The organism is Candidatus Pantoea communis, assembly GCF_011752685.1.
GTDB classification, from domain to species: domain Bacteria; phylum Pseudomonadota; class Gammaproteobacteria; order Enterobacterales; family Enterobacteriaceae; genus Pantoea; species Pantoea communis.
Genome location: NZ_VWXC01000001.1, coordinates 1 through 14,087, shown reverse-complemented (window position 1 = coordinate 14,087; position 14,087 = coordinate 1). Strand labels below are relative to the sequence as shown.

At 53.3% G+C, this 14,087-nt stretch carries 11 protein-coding genes; 6 read left to right on the top strand and 5 right to left on the bottom strand.

Features of this window, described 5'->3' with window-relative positions; genetic code table 11:
• Positions 1–3 precede the first annotated feature (3 nt).
• Genes xdhC through guaD form a run of 4 tightly spaced genes read right to left on the bottom strand, consistent with a single transcriptional unit; the run spans position 4 to position 5,896 of the window.
• Complete coding sequence (gene xdhC / locus F3J37_RS00055) at positions 4–786, bottom strand: xanthine dehydrogenase accessory protein XdhC (protein ID WP_166930988.1); 783 nt, start codon at positions 784–786, stop codon at positions 4–6.
• Entirely contained in the window at positions 773–3,139 is a 2,367-nt protein-coding gene (xdhB, locus tag F3J37_RS00050) for a xanthine dehydrogenase molybdopterin binding subunit (protein ID WP_166930985.1), read from the bottom strand. The genes xdhC and xdhB overlap by 14 nt, the downstream gene beginning before the upstream one ends.
• Positions 3,129–4,571: a xanthine dehydrogenase small subunit gene (gene xdhA / locus F3J37_RS00045; protein ID WP_166930982.1), complete on the bottom strand. Its 1,443-nt coding sequence runs from the start codon at positions 4,569–4,571 to the stop codon at positions 3,129–3,131. The genes xdhB and xdhA overlap by 11 nt, the downstream gene beginning before the upstream one ends.
• Positions 4,568–5,896: a guanine deaminase gene (gene guaD / locus F3J37_RS00040; protein WP_166930980.1), complete on the bottom strand. Its 1,329-nt coding sequence runs from the start codon at positions 5,894–5,896 to the stop codon at positions 4,568–4,570. The genes xdhA and guaD overlap by 4 nt, the downstream gene beginning before the upstream one ends.
• 606 nt (positions 5,897–6,502) lie before the next feature.
• Between guaD and F3J37_RS00035 the strand changes: the two genes are divergently transcribed.
• From F3J37_RS00035 to ydfG, 4 genes are all read left to right on the top strand, one after another.
• On the top strand, positions 6,503–7,567 hold the full coding sequence (locus F3J37_RS00035; protein WP_166930977.1) for an alpha/beta fold hydrolase: 1,065 nt from the start codon (positions 6,503–6,505) through the stop codon (positions 7,565–7,567).
• A 118-nt stretch (positions 7,568–7,685) separates the two neighbouring features.
• On the top strand, positions 7,686–9,305 hold the full coding sequence (locus F3J37_RS00030; protein WP_058960495.1) for a methyl-accepting chemotaxis protein: 1,620 nt from the start codon (positions 7,686–7,688) through the stop codon (positions 9,303–9,305).
• Positions 9,306–9,559: 254 nt separating this feature from the next.
• The gene (locus F3J37_RS00025) at positions 9,560–11,485 is read left to right on the top strand and encodes a methyl-accepting chemotaxis protein (protein WP_166930974.1); all 1,926 of its coding nucleotides are present in this window, start codon (positions 9,560–9,562) and stop codon (positions 11,483–11,485) included.
• Positions 11,486–12,010: 525 nt separating this feature from the next.
• A complete protein-coding gene (gene ydfG / locus F3J37_RS00020; protein ID WP_166930971.1) occupies positions 12,011–12,757 on the top strand; it encodes a bifunctional NADP-dependent 3-hydroxy acid dehydrogenase/3-hydroxypropionate dehydrogenase YdfG in 747 nt (248 codons plus the stop codon).
• Positions 12,758–12,791: 34 nt separating this feature from the next.
• Here the strand turns inward: ydfG and F3J37_RS00015 are convergent, their stop codons facing one another.
• Complete coding sequence (locus F3J37_RS00015) at positions 12,792–13,121, bottom strand: YnfA family protein (protein ID WP_182058113.1); 330 nt, start codon at positions 13,119–13,121, stop codon at positions 12,792–12,794.
• 130 nt (positions 13,122–13,251) lie between these two features.
• Here F3J37_RS00015 and F3J37_RS00010 point away from each other — a divergent pair, with 130 nt between their 5' ends.
• Both F3J37_RS00010 and F3J37_RS00005 read left to right on the top strand, forming a co-directional pair.
• Complete coding sequence (locus F3J37_RS00010; protein WP_045833376.1) at positions 13,252–13,587, top strand: DUF1283 family protein; 336 nt, start codon at positions 13,252–13,254, stop codon at positions 13,585–13,587.
• A 52-nt stretch (positions 13,588–13,639) separates the two neighbouring features.
• Positions 13,640–13,936: a DUF1161 domain-containing protein gene (locus F3J37_RS00005; RefSeq protein ID WP_034823436.1), complete on the top strand. Its 297-nt coding sequence runs from the start codon at positions 13,640–13,642 to the stop codon at positions 13,934–13,936.
• Positions 13,937–14,087 lie beyond the last annotated feature (151 nt).

Sequence of the window (14,087 nt, the reverse complement as noted above, 5' to 3'; positions counted from 1 at the left end):
CACTCAACAACCGCTCTGCTGGCGCTGATACACACTGATGATTTCACCCGCTACCGCCACGGCGATTTCCGCTGGCAGTTTGCCTTTCACATCCGGCAGGCCGAGCGGACAGCGCAGCCGCGCCACTGCATCCGCAGCGATCCCTTTGCCTTCCAGCCGATAGCGAAAGCGCTGCGCTTTGGTAGCCGAACCAATAACGCCGGCATAGCGAAAATCACCGCGCCGCAAAATGGCTTCGCTTAGCGCCAAATCGAGCGGATGGTCGTGGGTCATCACAATGAAGTAGCTGTCGGGCGCGGCCTCTTTGACGCAATCGATCGGGTCCTCTACCTGACGCACCGTGACACCCGGTGGCACATGGCGAAACTGGGCGGCGCGGCTATCAACCCAGGTAATGTGACAGGGTAACGTTGCCAGCAGGTTTACCAGTGCCTGACCGACGTGGCCTGCGCCGTACAACTGGATTTCAGGTTGCTGCTGCATCAGCGGTTCAAACAGCAGCGTGGCATGCCCGCCGCAGCACTGACCAAGGCGCGCGGCCAGCGCAAACTCTTCGCTGCGCGGCTCCAGACAACGCTGCTCCAGCATGTCGCGCGCCAGCGCAATGCACTGATATTCCAGATGACCGCCGCCGATGGTGAGATAGGTGTCGCTGGCGCTGACCACCATTTTACTGCCGCGATCGCGCGGGACCGATCCGCGCTGGCTCAGCACGGTGACTAAAACGCAGCTCTCACGTTTCTCGCGCAAACTGTGCAGTACGGCGATCCAGTCATGATAAATCATCATCCGCTCCTGAGAGGCGCTGAACGCCCCAGAAAACGCGCTCCGGCGTGGCGGGTGCATCCAGTTGCGGATGGCGGCGGTAGTTACCCACGCTGGCTGCGGCATCCTGTAACGCACACCACACCGCAATGCCCAGCATAAACGGCGGCTCACCCACGGCTTTCGAATGGAATACCGTGTCCTGCGGATTTTTACGGTTCTCTACCAGCGTGACGCGCAAATCATGTGGGACATCGCTGATGGCGGGGATTTTGTAACTCGCCGGGCCGTCTGTCAGCAGCTTGCCCTGTTCGTTCCATACCAGCTCTTCGCAGGTTAACCAGCCCATGCCCTGCACGAAACCGCCCTCCACTTGCCCAATATCCAGCGCCGGATTGAGCGAGGCGCCAACGTCATGCAGGATATCCGCGCGCAGCAAACGATATTCACCGGTTAAGGTATCCACCAGCACTTCGCAGCACGCCGCGCCATAGGCGAAGTAATAGAAGGGTTTGCCGCGTCCGGCATTGCGGTCGTAATGGATGCCGGGCACTTTGTAAAATCCGGTGGCGGATAACGGCACCTGATTCAGCCACGCCTGCTGCGCCACCTGCGCAAAGGTAAAGTGCAACTCGCCAACGCGCACAATGCCATTGCTAAAGGAGATGGCGTCGACCGTGCAGTGATGCTGCTGACACAGCATTTCCGTCATGCGATCGCGCAATATCTGCGCGGCATTCTGCGCCGCTTTGCCGTTAAGATCGGCCCCGCTGGAGGCCGCCGTGGGTGAGGTGTTCGGCACTTTGCCTGTATCAGTTGCCGTGACCTGAATCTGGCTGATATCGATTTGCAGCACTTCCGCGACAATCTGCGCCACCTTGGTATTCAGTCCCTGACCCATTTCGGTGCCACCGTGATTGAGCTGCACCGTGCCATCGGTGTAGATCAAAATTAAGGCACCGGCCTGATTGAGGAAGCTGGAGGTAAAGGAGATGCCAAACTTCACCGGCGTTAAGGCCAGACCGCGTTTCATATAACGATGACTGGCGTTAAACGCTGTGATGTCCGCGCGACGCGTGGCGTAATCGCTACTGGCTTCCAGCTGCTCCGTTATCTCCATCAGCAGATTATCCTCCACGTGCTGATGGTAATGGGTGATGTTGCGATCCTGCTTGCCGTAATAGTTGCGCTTGCGCAGTTCGAGCGGATCCAGTCCGCGCTCGCGGGCAATGTGATCCATGATCTGCTCAATCGCCACCATGCCCTGAGGCCCGCCAAAACCGCGATAGGCAGTGTTAGACGCCATGTGCGTGCGGCAGCGATAACCGGTGATCAGCGCATCGCCGAGGTAATAGGCGTTATCGGCGTGGAACATCGCACGATCAACAATTGATCCGCTCAGATCGAGGGAATACCCGCAGTTTCCCGCCAAATCGATTTTGACACCACAGAAACGACCTTCCTCATCAAAGCCCACATCGTAACGCACAAAGAAGGGATGGCGCTTACCGGTGATACGCATATCATCGCGTCGCGCCAGACGCATTTTTACCGGATGCCGCGTCTGGCGCGCGGCAATCGCACACAAGCAGGCCACACCCGCAGCCTGCGTCTCTTTACCGCCAAAACCGCCGCCCATCCGGCGCATATCAATGGTGACTTTGTTCATGGTGATGTCCATCACTTCGGCCACCAGCTTCTGCACTTCCGTCGGGTTCTGCGTCGATGAGAAAACCTGCAGGCTGTCGTCTTCACCTGGAATCACCAACGCGGTCTGGGTTTCCAGATAGAAGTGCTCCTGACCGCCTATATGAAATTCACCCTGAATACGATGCGGCGCACGCGCCAGTGCCGCTTCAGCATTACCCCGTTGATGGACGTGCGGCTGCTGCACAAAGTGACGCTGTTCCAGGGCTTCACGCACATCCAGGATCGCCGGCAGTGGCTGATATTCGATGATGGCGGCGGCAGCACCGGCGCGCGCGGCTTCGGGTGAGTCCGCTGCCACCGCAATCACAATCTGCCCGAGATACTCCACGGTATCCATTGCCAGTAACGGATCGCCCGGTTCTAACGGGCCGACATCATTCAGGCCCGGCACATCGCGCCAGGTTAGCACGGACACCACGCCGGGCACGGCATAGCAAGGCTGCACATCGATATGTGTAATACGTGCATGCGCATGTTCACTGAGACGCGGGCAAAGATGCAGCAGGCCAGGCAAATCCGGCCGGTCATCAATGTAGATCGCCTCGCCCGTGACGTGTTTATCGGCGCTTTCATGCTTCTGACTGCGGCCCACGCCGGTTTTCATTTCGCTGGCAAACTGGCTTTTTAACAGCGTTTCGCTGAGTTCGGGTCGGTTATGAGACATAGCGCGCCACCTCGGTAAGGGTCAGTTCACCACAGGTTTGCGCGTAGTAACGACGCAGCAGATTGCGTGCGACCTGCAAGCGGTAGTCGGCGCTGGCGCGGAAATCACTTAACGGCTGGAAATCCTGGCTGAGCGCCGCGCAGGCTTGCTCAATGGAAGCTTGATTCAGTGGCTGACCATTAAGCGCGGCCTCGGCTGCGGTTGCCCGTTTAGGCGTTGCGGCCATGCCGCCAAATGCCAGTCGTGCCTGCGCCACTACGCCATCTTTAAGCTGAATGTTGATGGCGATAAACACCGCCGAAATATCATCATCCAGACGTTTTGCCACTTTCCATGCCACGAAATCAGGTGACACCGTCACTTTCGGTATCACTATTGAGTGAATGAATTCCCCTGGCTGCAACACGGTTTGCCTGTAGCCAGTGAAGAACTGATCAAGCGGCACTTCACGAAGGCTTTCTCCCTGCTGCAACACCAATCGCGCATCGAGTGCCAGCAACATGGGCGCACAATCACCGATCGGTGAAGCATTACCGATATTGCCGCCGAGCGTACCCTGATTGCGGATCTGTAATGATGCAAAGCGCTCCAGTGTGGCACTGAAGGCAGGAATTCTCGCCGCCAGGAAATGGTAGCAATAATGAAGCGGCGTAGCGGCACCCAGGTGAATCTCTCGATCATCTTCAGAACAGACGCTTAACGCCTCAACCTGCTCCAACGCGATTAACAGCGGTAAACGTTGATACTGCTGGGTAATTTGCAAAGTGAGATCGGTGCCGCCGGCCAACAGTTGCGCTTCAGGATACTGCTGATACAGCGTCGCCAATTGTGCCAAGGTTTTAGGGACGAAACAGCGACTGCCGTTGGCTTCGAGAATTTGTACTTCCCGGTTATCCAACGCCTGTAAGCGCTGAACCAGTGCCGACTCATCCGCCGTAAAATTATCTTCTGCGGATTGCTCACAAGCTTGCTGTGCAGCGGCCATAATTGGCCGGTAGCCCGTGCAGCGACACAGATTGCCTGCCAGCGCTTGTTCAGCCTGCTGCCGATTCCAGCCCTGTGTATTTTTCTGCAAAGTGAACAGCGACATGACAAAGCCCGGCGTACAGTAGCCGCATTGCGAGCCGTGGCAATCCACCATCGCCTGCTGCACGCTGTGCAGTTCACGGCCCTGTTTCAAATCTTCCACGGTGATCAGCTGTTTGCCTTGCAGGCTGCTAACCAGCGTCAGGCAACTGTTGATGGCCTGATACTGCATTCGCCCCGCCACCACTTTTCCCAGCGTCACCGTACAGGCACCGCAGTCACCTGATGCGCAGCCCTCTTTGGTTCCCCGCCGCTGTTGATGGCTACGCAGGTAGTTAAGCACGGTCAGATTCGGGTCTAAGGCCGTTTCGGTGACCAGCCGATTATTCAGCAGAAACTGGATCATACCGTTGCCTCTTCTCGATCGCGCTGCCACACCGGTTTGCCGCTGACCCAGGTTTGCGCAATGTTGCGGTCGTCTCCCAGCGTCATCATCACAAATAAGCGTTCCCAGATATCTTTGCTATTACCGCTACGCAGCTTTTGCAGCGGCGAAACCGCCGGGTCGATCACCACGAAATCCGCTTCTTTACCGGGATTGAAATTGCCAATTTTATCGTCGATGTCCAGTGCATGCGCGCCGCCCAGCGTCGCGTGGTAAAAGGCTTCGCAGGCGCTGAGTTTGTACTGCTGCAACTGCCCAACTTTGTACGCTTCACCCAGCGTTTGCAGCATATTAAAGGTGGTGCCTGCGCCGACATCGGTGCCGATGCCCATGCGCACGCCCTGCTGCCAACAGCGTTTAATATTGAACAGGCCACTGCCAAGAAACAGGTTCGACGTCGGACAAAATGCGATAGAGGAATCGGTGTCGTGCAGGCATTGCCATTCGTTCTCTTCCAGATGCAGACAGTGTGCAAAGACGCTGCGCTTTCCGGTGAGCTGATGATGGTGGTAAACATCGAGATAGCCCTCCCGCTCCGGGAACAGCGATTTGACCCACGCGATCTCCTGCTGATTTTCGCTCAGATGGGTGTGCAGCCAGGTATCCGGGAACTCGCTGCGCAGTTGACGGACTTTCTCCAGCAGTTCTGGCGAGGAGGTGGGCGCGAAACGTGGCGTCAAGGCATAGCTCAGACGACCACGCTGATGCCAGCGTTCAATCAGTTCACGTGAATCATGATAGCTCTCTTCCGGCGTTTCTGTCAGATACGCGGGGGCGTTGCGGTCCATCATCACCTTTCCGGCAATCAGACGCATATCCAGCTGTTGCGCGGCATGAAACAGCGCATCGACCGATTGTTTGTGCACCGTGCCAAACACCAGCGCCGTGGTAGTGCCGTTAGACAACAGCTGTTGCAGGAAGAAGGCTGACATCTGCGCAGCATGATCCGGGCAGTGATATTGGCTCTCAACCGGAAAAGTATATTGGTTTAGCCACTCCAGCAACTGTTCGCCAAATGCGCCAATCATCTCCGTTTGCGGATAGTGAATATGTGTATCCACAAAGCCCGGCACGATCAGCTTGCCGCGCAGGTCAATCACCGTGGCGGTATCAACACGCCCTTCTGCAATCTCCCAGCTTTCAAGTGACACCACCTTACCCGCGCGCAACGTCAGCAAGCCGTCTTCGAGGTAGCGCGCATGCGCAGCGATATCATCGGGCTGGGAAGCCAGTGCGGTGAAATCAAAAAAGCTGGCGCGCAGTAGCGTTTCAGAGGCGTAAGGCATAACGGTTCCTTGATAAGTAAAAGTGCAATGAGTTGCCTTCAAGGTTTATTGCAAACGCTATGCCAATGACGATTTATAAAAATATTACTATCTATCAATAACTTATCTACACCTCAATCAATTTCATGTCCCTTTGGAACCGCAATCGAATGCGCAATCGGTTGCTTGTTTTAGCAACCGATTGCATGGGGATAAAAAGCGTGTCAGATATGAGATGTCTGCGGAAACAAGCGTAATGACAACACGAACTGCGCGCCATTTAAGTGCAGCGCCGCACGCTTGTAGTGCACAGATTTTACTTCAGTAAGATTTCGGTGTGGCAGAGGAAGGATTTGGGTGTGCTAATAAGCGCTGATAGTGAAAACAAATGAGAGGGAATACGATGAGACAGATGAAATAAGAGAATTAATACAGAAATGTTAAACATCATCATGGCATGCGGATGTATTAGCATAAGAAAAACCGCATAAAAATCGTCTCGTTAAAACTCAAAAAAGAAGATTATTGTCTGCTTTTCCTTGAATCCCGTTGATATTAATTGGGATTTATCTCTATTAAAACTAATATCAGCCTTCCAGGGAATATCATCACTTAAGAGCGACGTTTATGTTTAATCGCATGATATCAGGAGTGGCCAGTGCCATTCTGTTAACTGTATCACCCTTAACGCACGCAGCCAGTTCATTACCCACGCCGACAGAAGCTGACTGGACCGCAAAAGGATTTAGCTTTAATAGCGGTGAAAAATTAAAAGATGTGCGCATTCACTACATTACTTTAGGTGATAAGAATAAACCAGCGGTATTATTACTGCACGGAACCAATCAACCTCTGAGTGCCTTACTGGCACCGGGATTTGCCGGGGAGTTATTTGGCCCGGGACAGGCGCTGGATGCCAGCAAGTATTTTATTATCATCCCGGAAGGCATTGGTTCAGGAAAATCATCCAAACCTTCTGATGGCTTGAGAATGGCCTTCCCGCATTACGATTACGACGATATGGTGACAGCACAATATCGGCTGATTAAAGAAGGTTTGGGCATTTCGCATTTACGCCTGGTGATGGGCTATTCCATGGGCGGGATGCAGACGTGGCTGTGGGGTGAAAAATATCCCGGCATGATGGATGCACTGGTCCCGATGGCGTCGCAGCCGAATGAGTTATCCGGACGCAACTGGATGCTTCGCCGCATGCTGATTGAATCGATCAAAGGCGATCCTGCCTGGGCTGAAGGCAACTATCAACAGCAACCCCCTACGCTTAAAACCGCCAATATCATGTTCAGTATTGCCACCACCGGCGGTACGCTCGCTTATCAACATAAAGCTCCGACGCGCGCGCTGGCAGACAAACTGGTGGATGCACGTCTTGCTGCGCCTGTTACCGCGGATGCCAACGATTTCATTTATATCTGGGGTTCGTCGGCAAATTATAATGCCATGCCTGGGTTGAACCGTATTACCGCACCCATGCTGATCATTAATTCAGCAGATGATGAACGTAATCCGGTTGAAACCGGCATTTTGCAGAGTGAATTGCCCAAGATAAAGAAAGCGGAGTTACTGCTCATTCCGGCCAGTGCTGAAACCAGCGGTCATGGCACTATGATGCAAGCAAAGTTTTATAATAAAAAACTGCAGACCTTCTTAGCCGAGACCGCTAAGCCTTAGTATTTGGGTTAAATCCGCCTGTTGACGGGAAGTCACACTCATGACTTCCCCTTTTAATAAAAAAATCATTGTTACTACGCCTTCATCTTTTTCAATTAAACGTTCTCAGGGAATAGTTATGTTTCATAGAATAAAGATCCGCACCGCCCTCAGCATCATGGTTTTTTCATTAACAGCATTATTGCTGTTCGTCGGTATTTTAGGGTTATTTGCCGTACAGTCTGGCAATAAATCCTTTGCCACCGTTGATACCGAAGTTTTACCGGGCCTGGTGGCGCTCAATGAAAGCTCAGAACTTTTATTACGTGGACGACTGGATTTGCGTTTATATGAATCACTGGTCGGCAGTGGCGATGCCGAAAAAGCCAAAGTCGCGCTTGAGCGCGCCAGAGGTAAAATAGATAACGCCAGTGCGAAATGGCAGGAATATCTGAAATATCCACAATCCTCAGCAGAGAAGCCAATTGCGGCTGAAATGGCCACCACACGCGATGCGCTGATGAAAGAGTTTATCGATCCGGCTTTTGCCGCGCTCGAAGCAGGCAAACTGGATGAATACCGCCAGCGTGCAGGGAAATCAACGGCGTTATACGGTGCCTTTGATAAAGCCTCTAAAGCGCTGGTGGCCTTTAAAATTAAAAGTATTGATGTTGCCTACAGTGACTCCAGCGACCGGGTTCAGCATATGGCGTTTACGCTGTACTTTTGTATCGCCTGTGCGCTGGTGTTGGCCGCGCTGGCCTGGTCGGTGATGACCAATCTTATCGTTAAGCCTCTCAATCATGTGATCAACGTGTTTGATCGCATCGCCGAAGGTGACTTACGTGCGCGCATCGATATCTCCGGTAAAAATGAAATTGCGCAATTGTTTGCCGCGGTACAGCGTATGCGCGATGGCCTGGCAAACATGGTGCTGATGGTCCGCAGTGGCACCGATGCGATCGGCTCCGGCGTTGAAGAAATCGCGACGGGCAACATCGACCTCTCCAGCCGGACTGAGCAACAGGCGGCCTCACTGGATGAGACGGCATCCAGCATGGAGCAGATTATGGCGACAGTGAAAAACAATGAGGACAACACGCGCAAAGCTAACGCATTGTCGCAGAAGGCTTCAGATTCTGCTTCGCGTGGTGCAACAGTGGTGTCTGAAGTGGTCACCACCATGAGTTCTATTGAGAAAAGCTCGGCAAAAATCGGCGACATCGTCGGTGTGATTGACGGCATTGCCTTCCAGACTAACCTGCTGGCCTTGAACGCAGCAGTTGAAGCCGCGCGTGCAGGAGAAGCGGGACGCGGTTTTGCGGTGGTCGCTTCGGAAGTTCGAGTGCTGGCTCAGCGCAGCGCCACCGCCGCGAAGGAAATTGGCCTGATGATCAATGACTCGCTCAGCAATATTGAGCAGGGTTCAGGACTGGTTAAAGATGCTGGCGTCACCATGAATGAAGTGATGCTCGATGTGAAAAAAGTGGTCGATATCATGGATGAAGTGATGCTGGCATCCGGCGAACAGACGCGCGGCATCTCGCAGATCAATATCGCTATCCAGCAGATGGATGGCGTAACACAACAGAATGCCTCACTGGTGGCTGAAGTGGCTACCGCTGCCAGCTCACTGCAACAGCAGGTGGTGAATTTGCAGCAGTCGGTGACGCAGTTTCAGGTTGATGAGGATGCGATGCCATTGGCCACTGACCGTTATACCGACTCGCATCAGCTGTCCCTCGTCGCGTTAAATTAAGCGGTATCAGCGAGTGCATTCGAGCGCTCGCTTCGTTAAGGAAAGTGTGCCCGTCTCTCATTATCAGGATGACGGGCACGCTAACTCCCTTCCCCTTTTTAGTGACTGAATACTCTTCCACCGCGCAATCGTTTCCCTACAGTTTTAGATGGGGTTACCGATAACTGAATACGTATTCCGTATTTTCAGTGACGCAGGACGCATTCTGGAAAAAACAAACCTCTAATGTGATCCAGTTGGGTGGAAGGTCAAACATGTTTAAAACAATACGCTCGCGTTTAATCGCTATCAGCGTGGTCATCACGGCAGTATCCCTTATCGCACTTGCCACTTTTACCTACACCACCGTGCGTGGAAAGACACTTGAAAGCATTGATGAGCACATTGGCCAACTCTCCCGCGTTCATGCGGCGGAACTGGCTGGCTGGGCGGCAGAGAAACAACGTATCACCGGTTCGATCAAAACGGCTTTTGGTCGTCATGACGATGCGGTCCCTTTTCTGCGTGCGGCGATCGAAGCTGGCGAGTTTGATGATGCCTATATCGTCTATCCTGAGCCTCATTCCCATGTGTTCGTCCATCCTATGCCAGCCACCTATGATGGCAGCCAGCGTCCGTGGTATCTGGAAACGGTAAAAGCTGGCCATCCGGTGTTGCTGGACCCTTATGTTGATGCCTCAACCGGCAAGCTGACCATTACTTTTGCTCAGCCGATTGTCGATAACGGAAAAACATTGGGTGTGATCGGCAGCGATCTGCACCTGGATACCGTCTCCAATACGGTGAATGCGATTCATCCACTGGAGAAGAGCTTTGCATTCCTGGTGGACAGCAGCGGTAAATTGATTGCCGCGCCGAAGTCAGACCTTATTCTCAAGCCGGTCACTGAGTTGTCACCTTCACTCGACCTCAAAGTTATCCAAAATCTGGCCAGTCAGGGTGGGCATGCTGAACTGATCATCGGCGGTGAACAGCAGTTCGTTTACGCCTCTCCGGTAAAAGGGACGCCGTGGTCACTGGTGATCGCCGTTGATCGTGATGAAGTGACGGCATCGCTGACGACATTACAGCGGGAAAGCATCCTCATCACCCTGGTGAGTCTGATTATTACCGCGCTGATTGCCGGGCTGGTGTTCAACCAGCAGTTGCGTCGCCTCGCCATTTTACGCGACGCCCTGGAAGACGTTGCTTCAGGGGAAGGTGATCTGACGCGTCGCCTGGAAGTGCGTGGCGGAGATGAGCTGGCGCAGATATCAGCGGCATTCAACCGCTTTGTTGAAAAACTCTCGGGCGTGCTGCTCCGCGTGCGTGAAGGTGCCAACAACATCGCGCTTGCTTCCAGTGAAATCAGCGGTGGCAACAATGATCTGGCCTCTCGTACCGATGAACAGGCAGCAAGCCTGGAGGAAACGGCCGCCACGTTAGAAGAGCTGACTTCAACGCTGAGCAATACCGCCAGTAATACTGAGCAGGCGCGCCAGTTTGTCAGTGGCGTGGCCTCCGCGGTCAGAGACAACGGTGCTGTAATGAACGATGTTTCGACACGCATACAGGAAATCTCGAACGATTCGCAGAAAATGTCCGAAATTATTAAGGTGATTGATGGCATTGCTTTCCAGACCAATATTTTGGCACTGAATGCCGCTGTTGAGGCTGCGCGAGCGGGAGAATCAGGAAGAGGCTTCGCGGTGGTTGCCAGTGAAGTGCGTAGTCTGGCGCAGCGCAGCGCGGGTGCCGCGCGCGAGATCAAAACACTGATTGATGACACGGTTGCACGCGTGACGTCAGGCAGGGAGCTGGTTGTGAAAGCCGATCAGGGAATGACCAGTATTGTGTCTGATATCCACAATATGACGCAGCTGATTGAAGAAATTGCCCATGCCAGCCGCGAACAAAGCGATGGTATTGGTCAAATCAATATCGCGATGGGGCAAATTGACACCACCACGCAGCAGAATGCGGCGTTGGTTGAAGAGTCAGCCAGTGCAGCCCAGTCCATGTCCGAGCAGGCCGCCGTAATGGCAGAACTGGTCAGCACGTTTAAATTGATGGAGAGCGCTGATGCCATGACACCGAAATCAGAAAGTCACGTCAAAAAGCCGGTTCTCTCTCCGCTAAAATCGCGTACAGCGCTGGCTACAGCGGGAAACTCCCCAGAGGATAACTGGAGTTCTTTCTGATTCACTGAGCTAAACAGGCGCCTGGTATCGTGGTGATAAACCGCGATGCCAGGTTCGCTTTCGTTCGCAACGCTGAGCAAACAGCAGGCCGAATCCGGTTATGAATTGAATACCTCTCACCGCCAGCCAGATAGCACACGTCAGGCTCGGTGAGTCATAAAAGCAGCATGTCTTGAATCAACCAAAGCATGCAACCTGTTAGCATGAATTGACCCACGTTACGCAGCGCTGTGCCCGTGCCTCCGCCCTCCTCAAAGCCAGATTGTTGCGCAGGTTAAATGCCCTCCACAGCGGCTAATCCCACATTTATCGCAACGCACAAAGACCATGAGCCTGCATAGATGGTTTATGATGTATACGGTTTATGGATTGGAGAGCTGAGTACAGCCGGGTAAATTTGCTCAACCAGGCACTCACAAAATGATCTCGCTTCCCCCGCCCATAATTCGTAGAGTTTCATTGTTGGTTTTTAAATTTAAAATCAATTGGTTAACATTGACGTACAATTGTTTAAGGAACAGTGAGATGATTATTTTTGTCACTGGCGCCACCGCCGGTTTTGGTGAAAGCATCACCCGTCGCTTCATCGCTAATGGTCATAAAGTGATTGCCAGCGGACGCCGCGCAGAGCGTCTGAAAGAGCTGAAAGAGGAGTTGGGTGCCAACCTTTATACCGTTCAGTTGGATGTGCGTAATCGCGCCGCTATCGATGAAGCTATCGCTGCGCTGCCCGCAGAGTGGCGTCAAATCGACGTGCTGGTGAATAATGCCGGTCTGGCATTAGGGATCGAGCCCGCGCACAAAGCCAATATTGAAGACTGGGAAAACATGATCGACACCAATAACAAAGGTTTGGTGTATATGACGCGTGCCGTGCTGCCCGCCATGGTGGAGCGCAATGTCGGTCACATCGTAAACATCGGCTCCATCGCGGGCAGCTGGCCTTATCAGGGCGGCAACGTATATGGCGCGACCAAAGCATTCGTGCGCCAGTTCAGCCTCAATCTGCGTACCGATTTGCACGGTACCGCGCTGCGCGTCACCGATATCGAGCCGGGATTAGTGGGTGGCACCGAGTTTTCTAATGTGCGCTTCAAAGGCGATGATGGGCGTGCGGATGCCGTTTACGAAGGCACCACCGCGCTGACAGCGGAAGATGTCACTGAAGCGGTGTATTGGGTCACGACACTGCCTAAACACGTCAATATCAATACGCTGGAAATCATGCCGGTCTCCCAGACGCTTGCGGGTCTGAAAGTGCATAAAGGCTGAATATTGTCACGGGCGCACAGTTTGCGCCCATCGCTTACGCCCGGCCCCAACCGGCGACAATAATCAACATGCCGCTAAACGCTACAAGCGCGCCAATCCAATCCCATGTACTGAGCTTGACGCCATCCACCACGCGCAGCCAAATCAGCGCTGTCACCACATAGACACCCCCGTAAGCCGCGTATACCCGGCCGCTTGCCGCTGGATGGAGGGTCAGAAGCCAGACAAACAGCGCCAGACTTGCCGCTGCAGGTAACAATAGCCACGCGCTCATTCCCTTCTTCAGCCACAGCCACGGCAGAAAACAGCCGACAATTTCGGCAATCGCAGTCAAAAAAAACAGTAAAGTGGTTTTCACCAGCATAGAAAATCTCTCTCTCGCCTAAACAAAAGGCTCACCGCTGGTGAGCAAAGTTGCAGCGATGATATACTAGCCCTCATGGTTGTGACAGCCGGGTTTCTGGCTGTGCTGGTGTTAACTAAAGGAAATCACAATGAAAAACCTGTTTTCTCTCCTGCTGACTGTGACGTTAACCTGCGGCGCGCTGCTGACTGCACCGCTGGCATCGGCCCAAACTGACCGCCTGATCATTGAGAACGGCAACAGTGCTTCCAGCAACGAAGCCGCGCGCCAAAGCAAAGAACAGTGGAACGACACGAAGAATCTGCGCAATAAGGTCAACACGCGCGTCGAGAAAGAGTTCGATAAAACCGATAAAGCTTTCGACACCCGTGATAGCTGCGAGAAGAGCTATAACGTCAATGCGTATTGGGAACCGAACACTCTGCGCTGCCTTGATCGTCGTACCGGCCGTACGGTCGCCCCTTAATTCGCTGTTGCTGCTATAGTTTTCCAGGGAATTCAGAACCAAGGAGAGTGTGATGAAAAAACGTAATGCAGTGATGTTGATGGCAATGCTGGCGTTGCCGATGCTGGCGCAGGCTTCCTGTGAAACCGTTAAAGCGGATATCAGTAAGAAGATCGTCAGTAATGGCGTGGCCGAATCGGACTTTACGCTGGATATCGTGCCTAACGATCAGGCCGATCAAGCGGGCGGCCAGGTAGTGGGTCACTGCGAAAATGACAGCCAGAAAATTGTGTACAAGAAAAACGGTCGAGACAGTGAAAGCAATGTCCCGGCAAGCGCAGGCAGTTCACAGGATGCTCCCGCGCAGTAATACTGAAAGGGCGGCTGATGGCCGTAATGCCGATCAGTTAAGACAAAAATGATCGGTTGAACGATCCGGCAGTTCTGCAAGAATCCGTAATCTCTCAGGGATTACGGATTTTTTTATGCTTCTCAGTCAGGCTCTCGATATCGTTCATAAG

Coding starts and splice junctions, on each gene's coding strand:
- xdhC (WP_166930988.1), bottom strand. CDS start 786: ATGATTTATCATGACTGGATCGCCGTACTGCACAGTTTGCGCGAGAAA.
- xdhB (WP_166930985.1), bottom strand. CDS start 3,139: ATGTCTCATAACCGACCCGAACTCAGCGAAACGCTGTTAAAAAGCCAG.
- xdhA (WP_166930982.1), bottom strand. CDS start 4,571: ATGATCCAGTTTCTGCTGAATAATCGGCTGGTCACCGAAACGGCCTTA.
- guaD (WP_166930980.1), bottom strand. CDS start 5,896: ATGCCTTACGCCTCTGAAACGCTACTGCGCGCCAGCTTTTTTGATTTC.
- F3J37_RS00035 (WP_166930977.1), top strand. CDS start 6,503: ATGTTTAATCGCATGATATCAGGAGTGGCCAGTGCCATTCTGTTAACT.
- F3J37_RS00030 (WP_058960495.1), top strand. CDS start 7,686: ATGTTTCATAGAATAAAGATCCGCACCGCCCTCAGCATCATGGTTTTT.
- F3J37_RS00025 (WP_166930974.1), top strand. CDS start 9,560: ATGTTTAAAACAATACGCTCGCGTTTAATCGCTATCAGCGTGGTCATC.
- ydfG (WP_166930971.1), top strand. CDS start 12,011: ATGATTATTTTTGTCACTGGCGCCACCGCCGGTTTTGGTGAAAGCATC.
- F3J37_RS00015 (WP_182058113.1), bottom strand. CDS start 13,121: ATGCTGGTGAAAACCACTTTACTGTTTTTTTTGACTGCGATTGCCGAA.
- F3J37_RS00010 (WP_045833376.1), top strand. CDS start 13,252: ATGAAAAACCTGTTTTCTCTCCTGCTGACTGTGACGTTAACCTGCGGC.
- F3J37_RS00005 (WP_034823436.1), top strand. CDS start 13,640: ATGAAAAAACGTAATGCAGTGATGTTGATGGCAATGCTGGCGTTGCCG.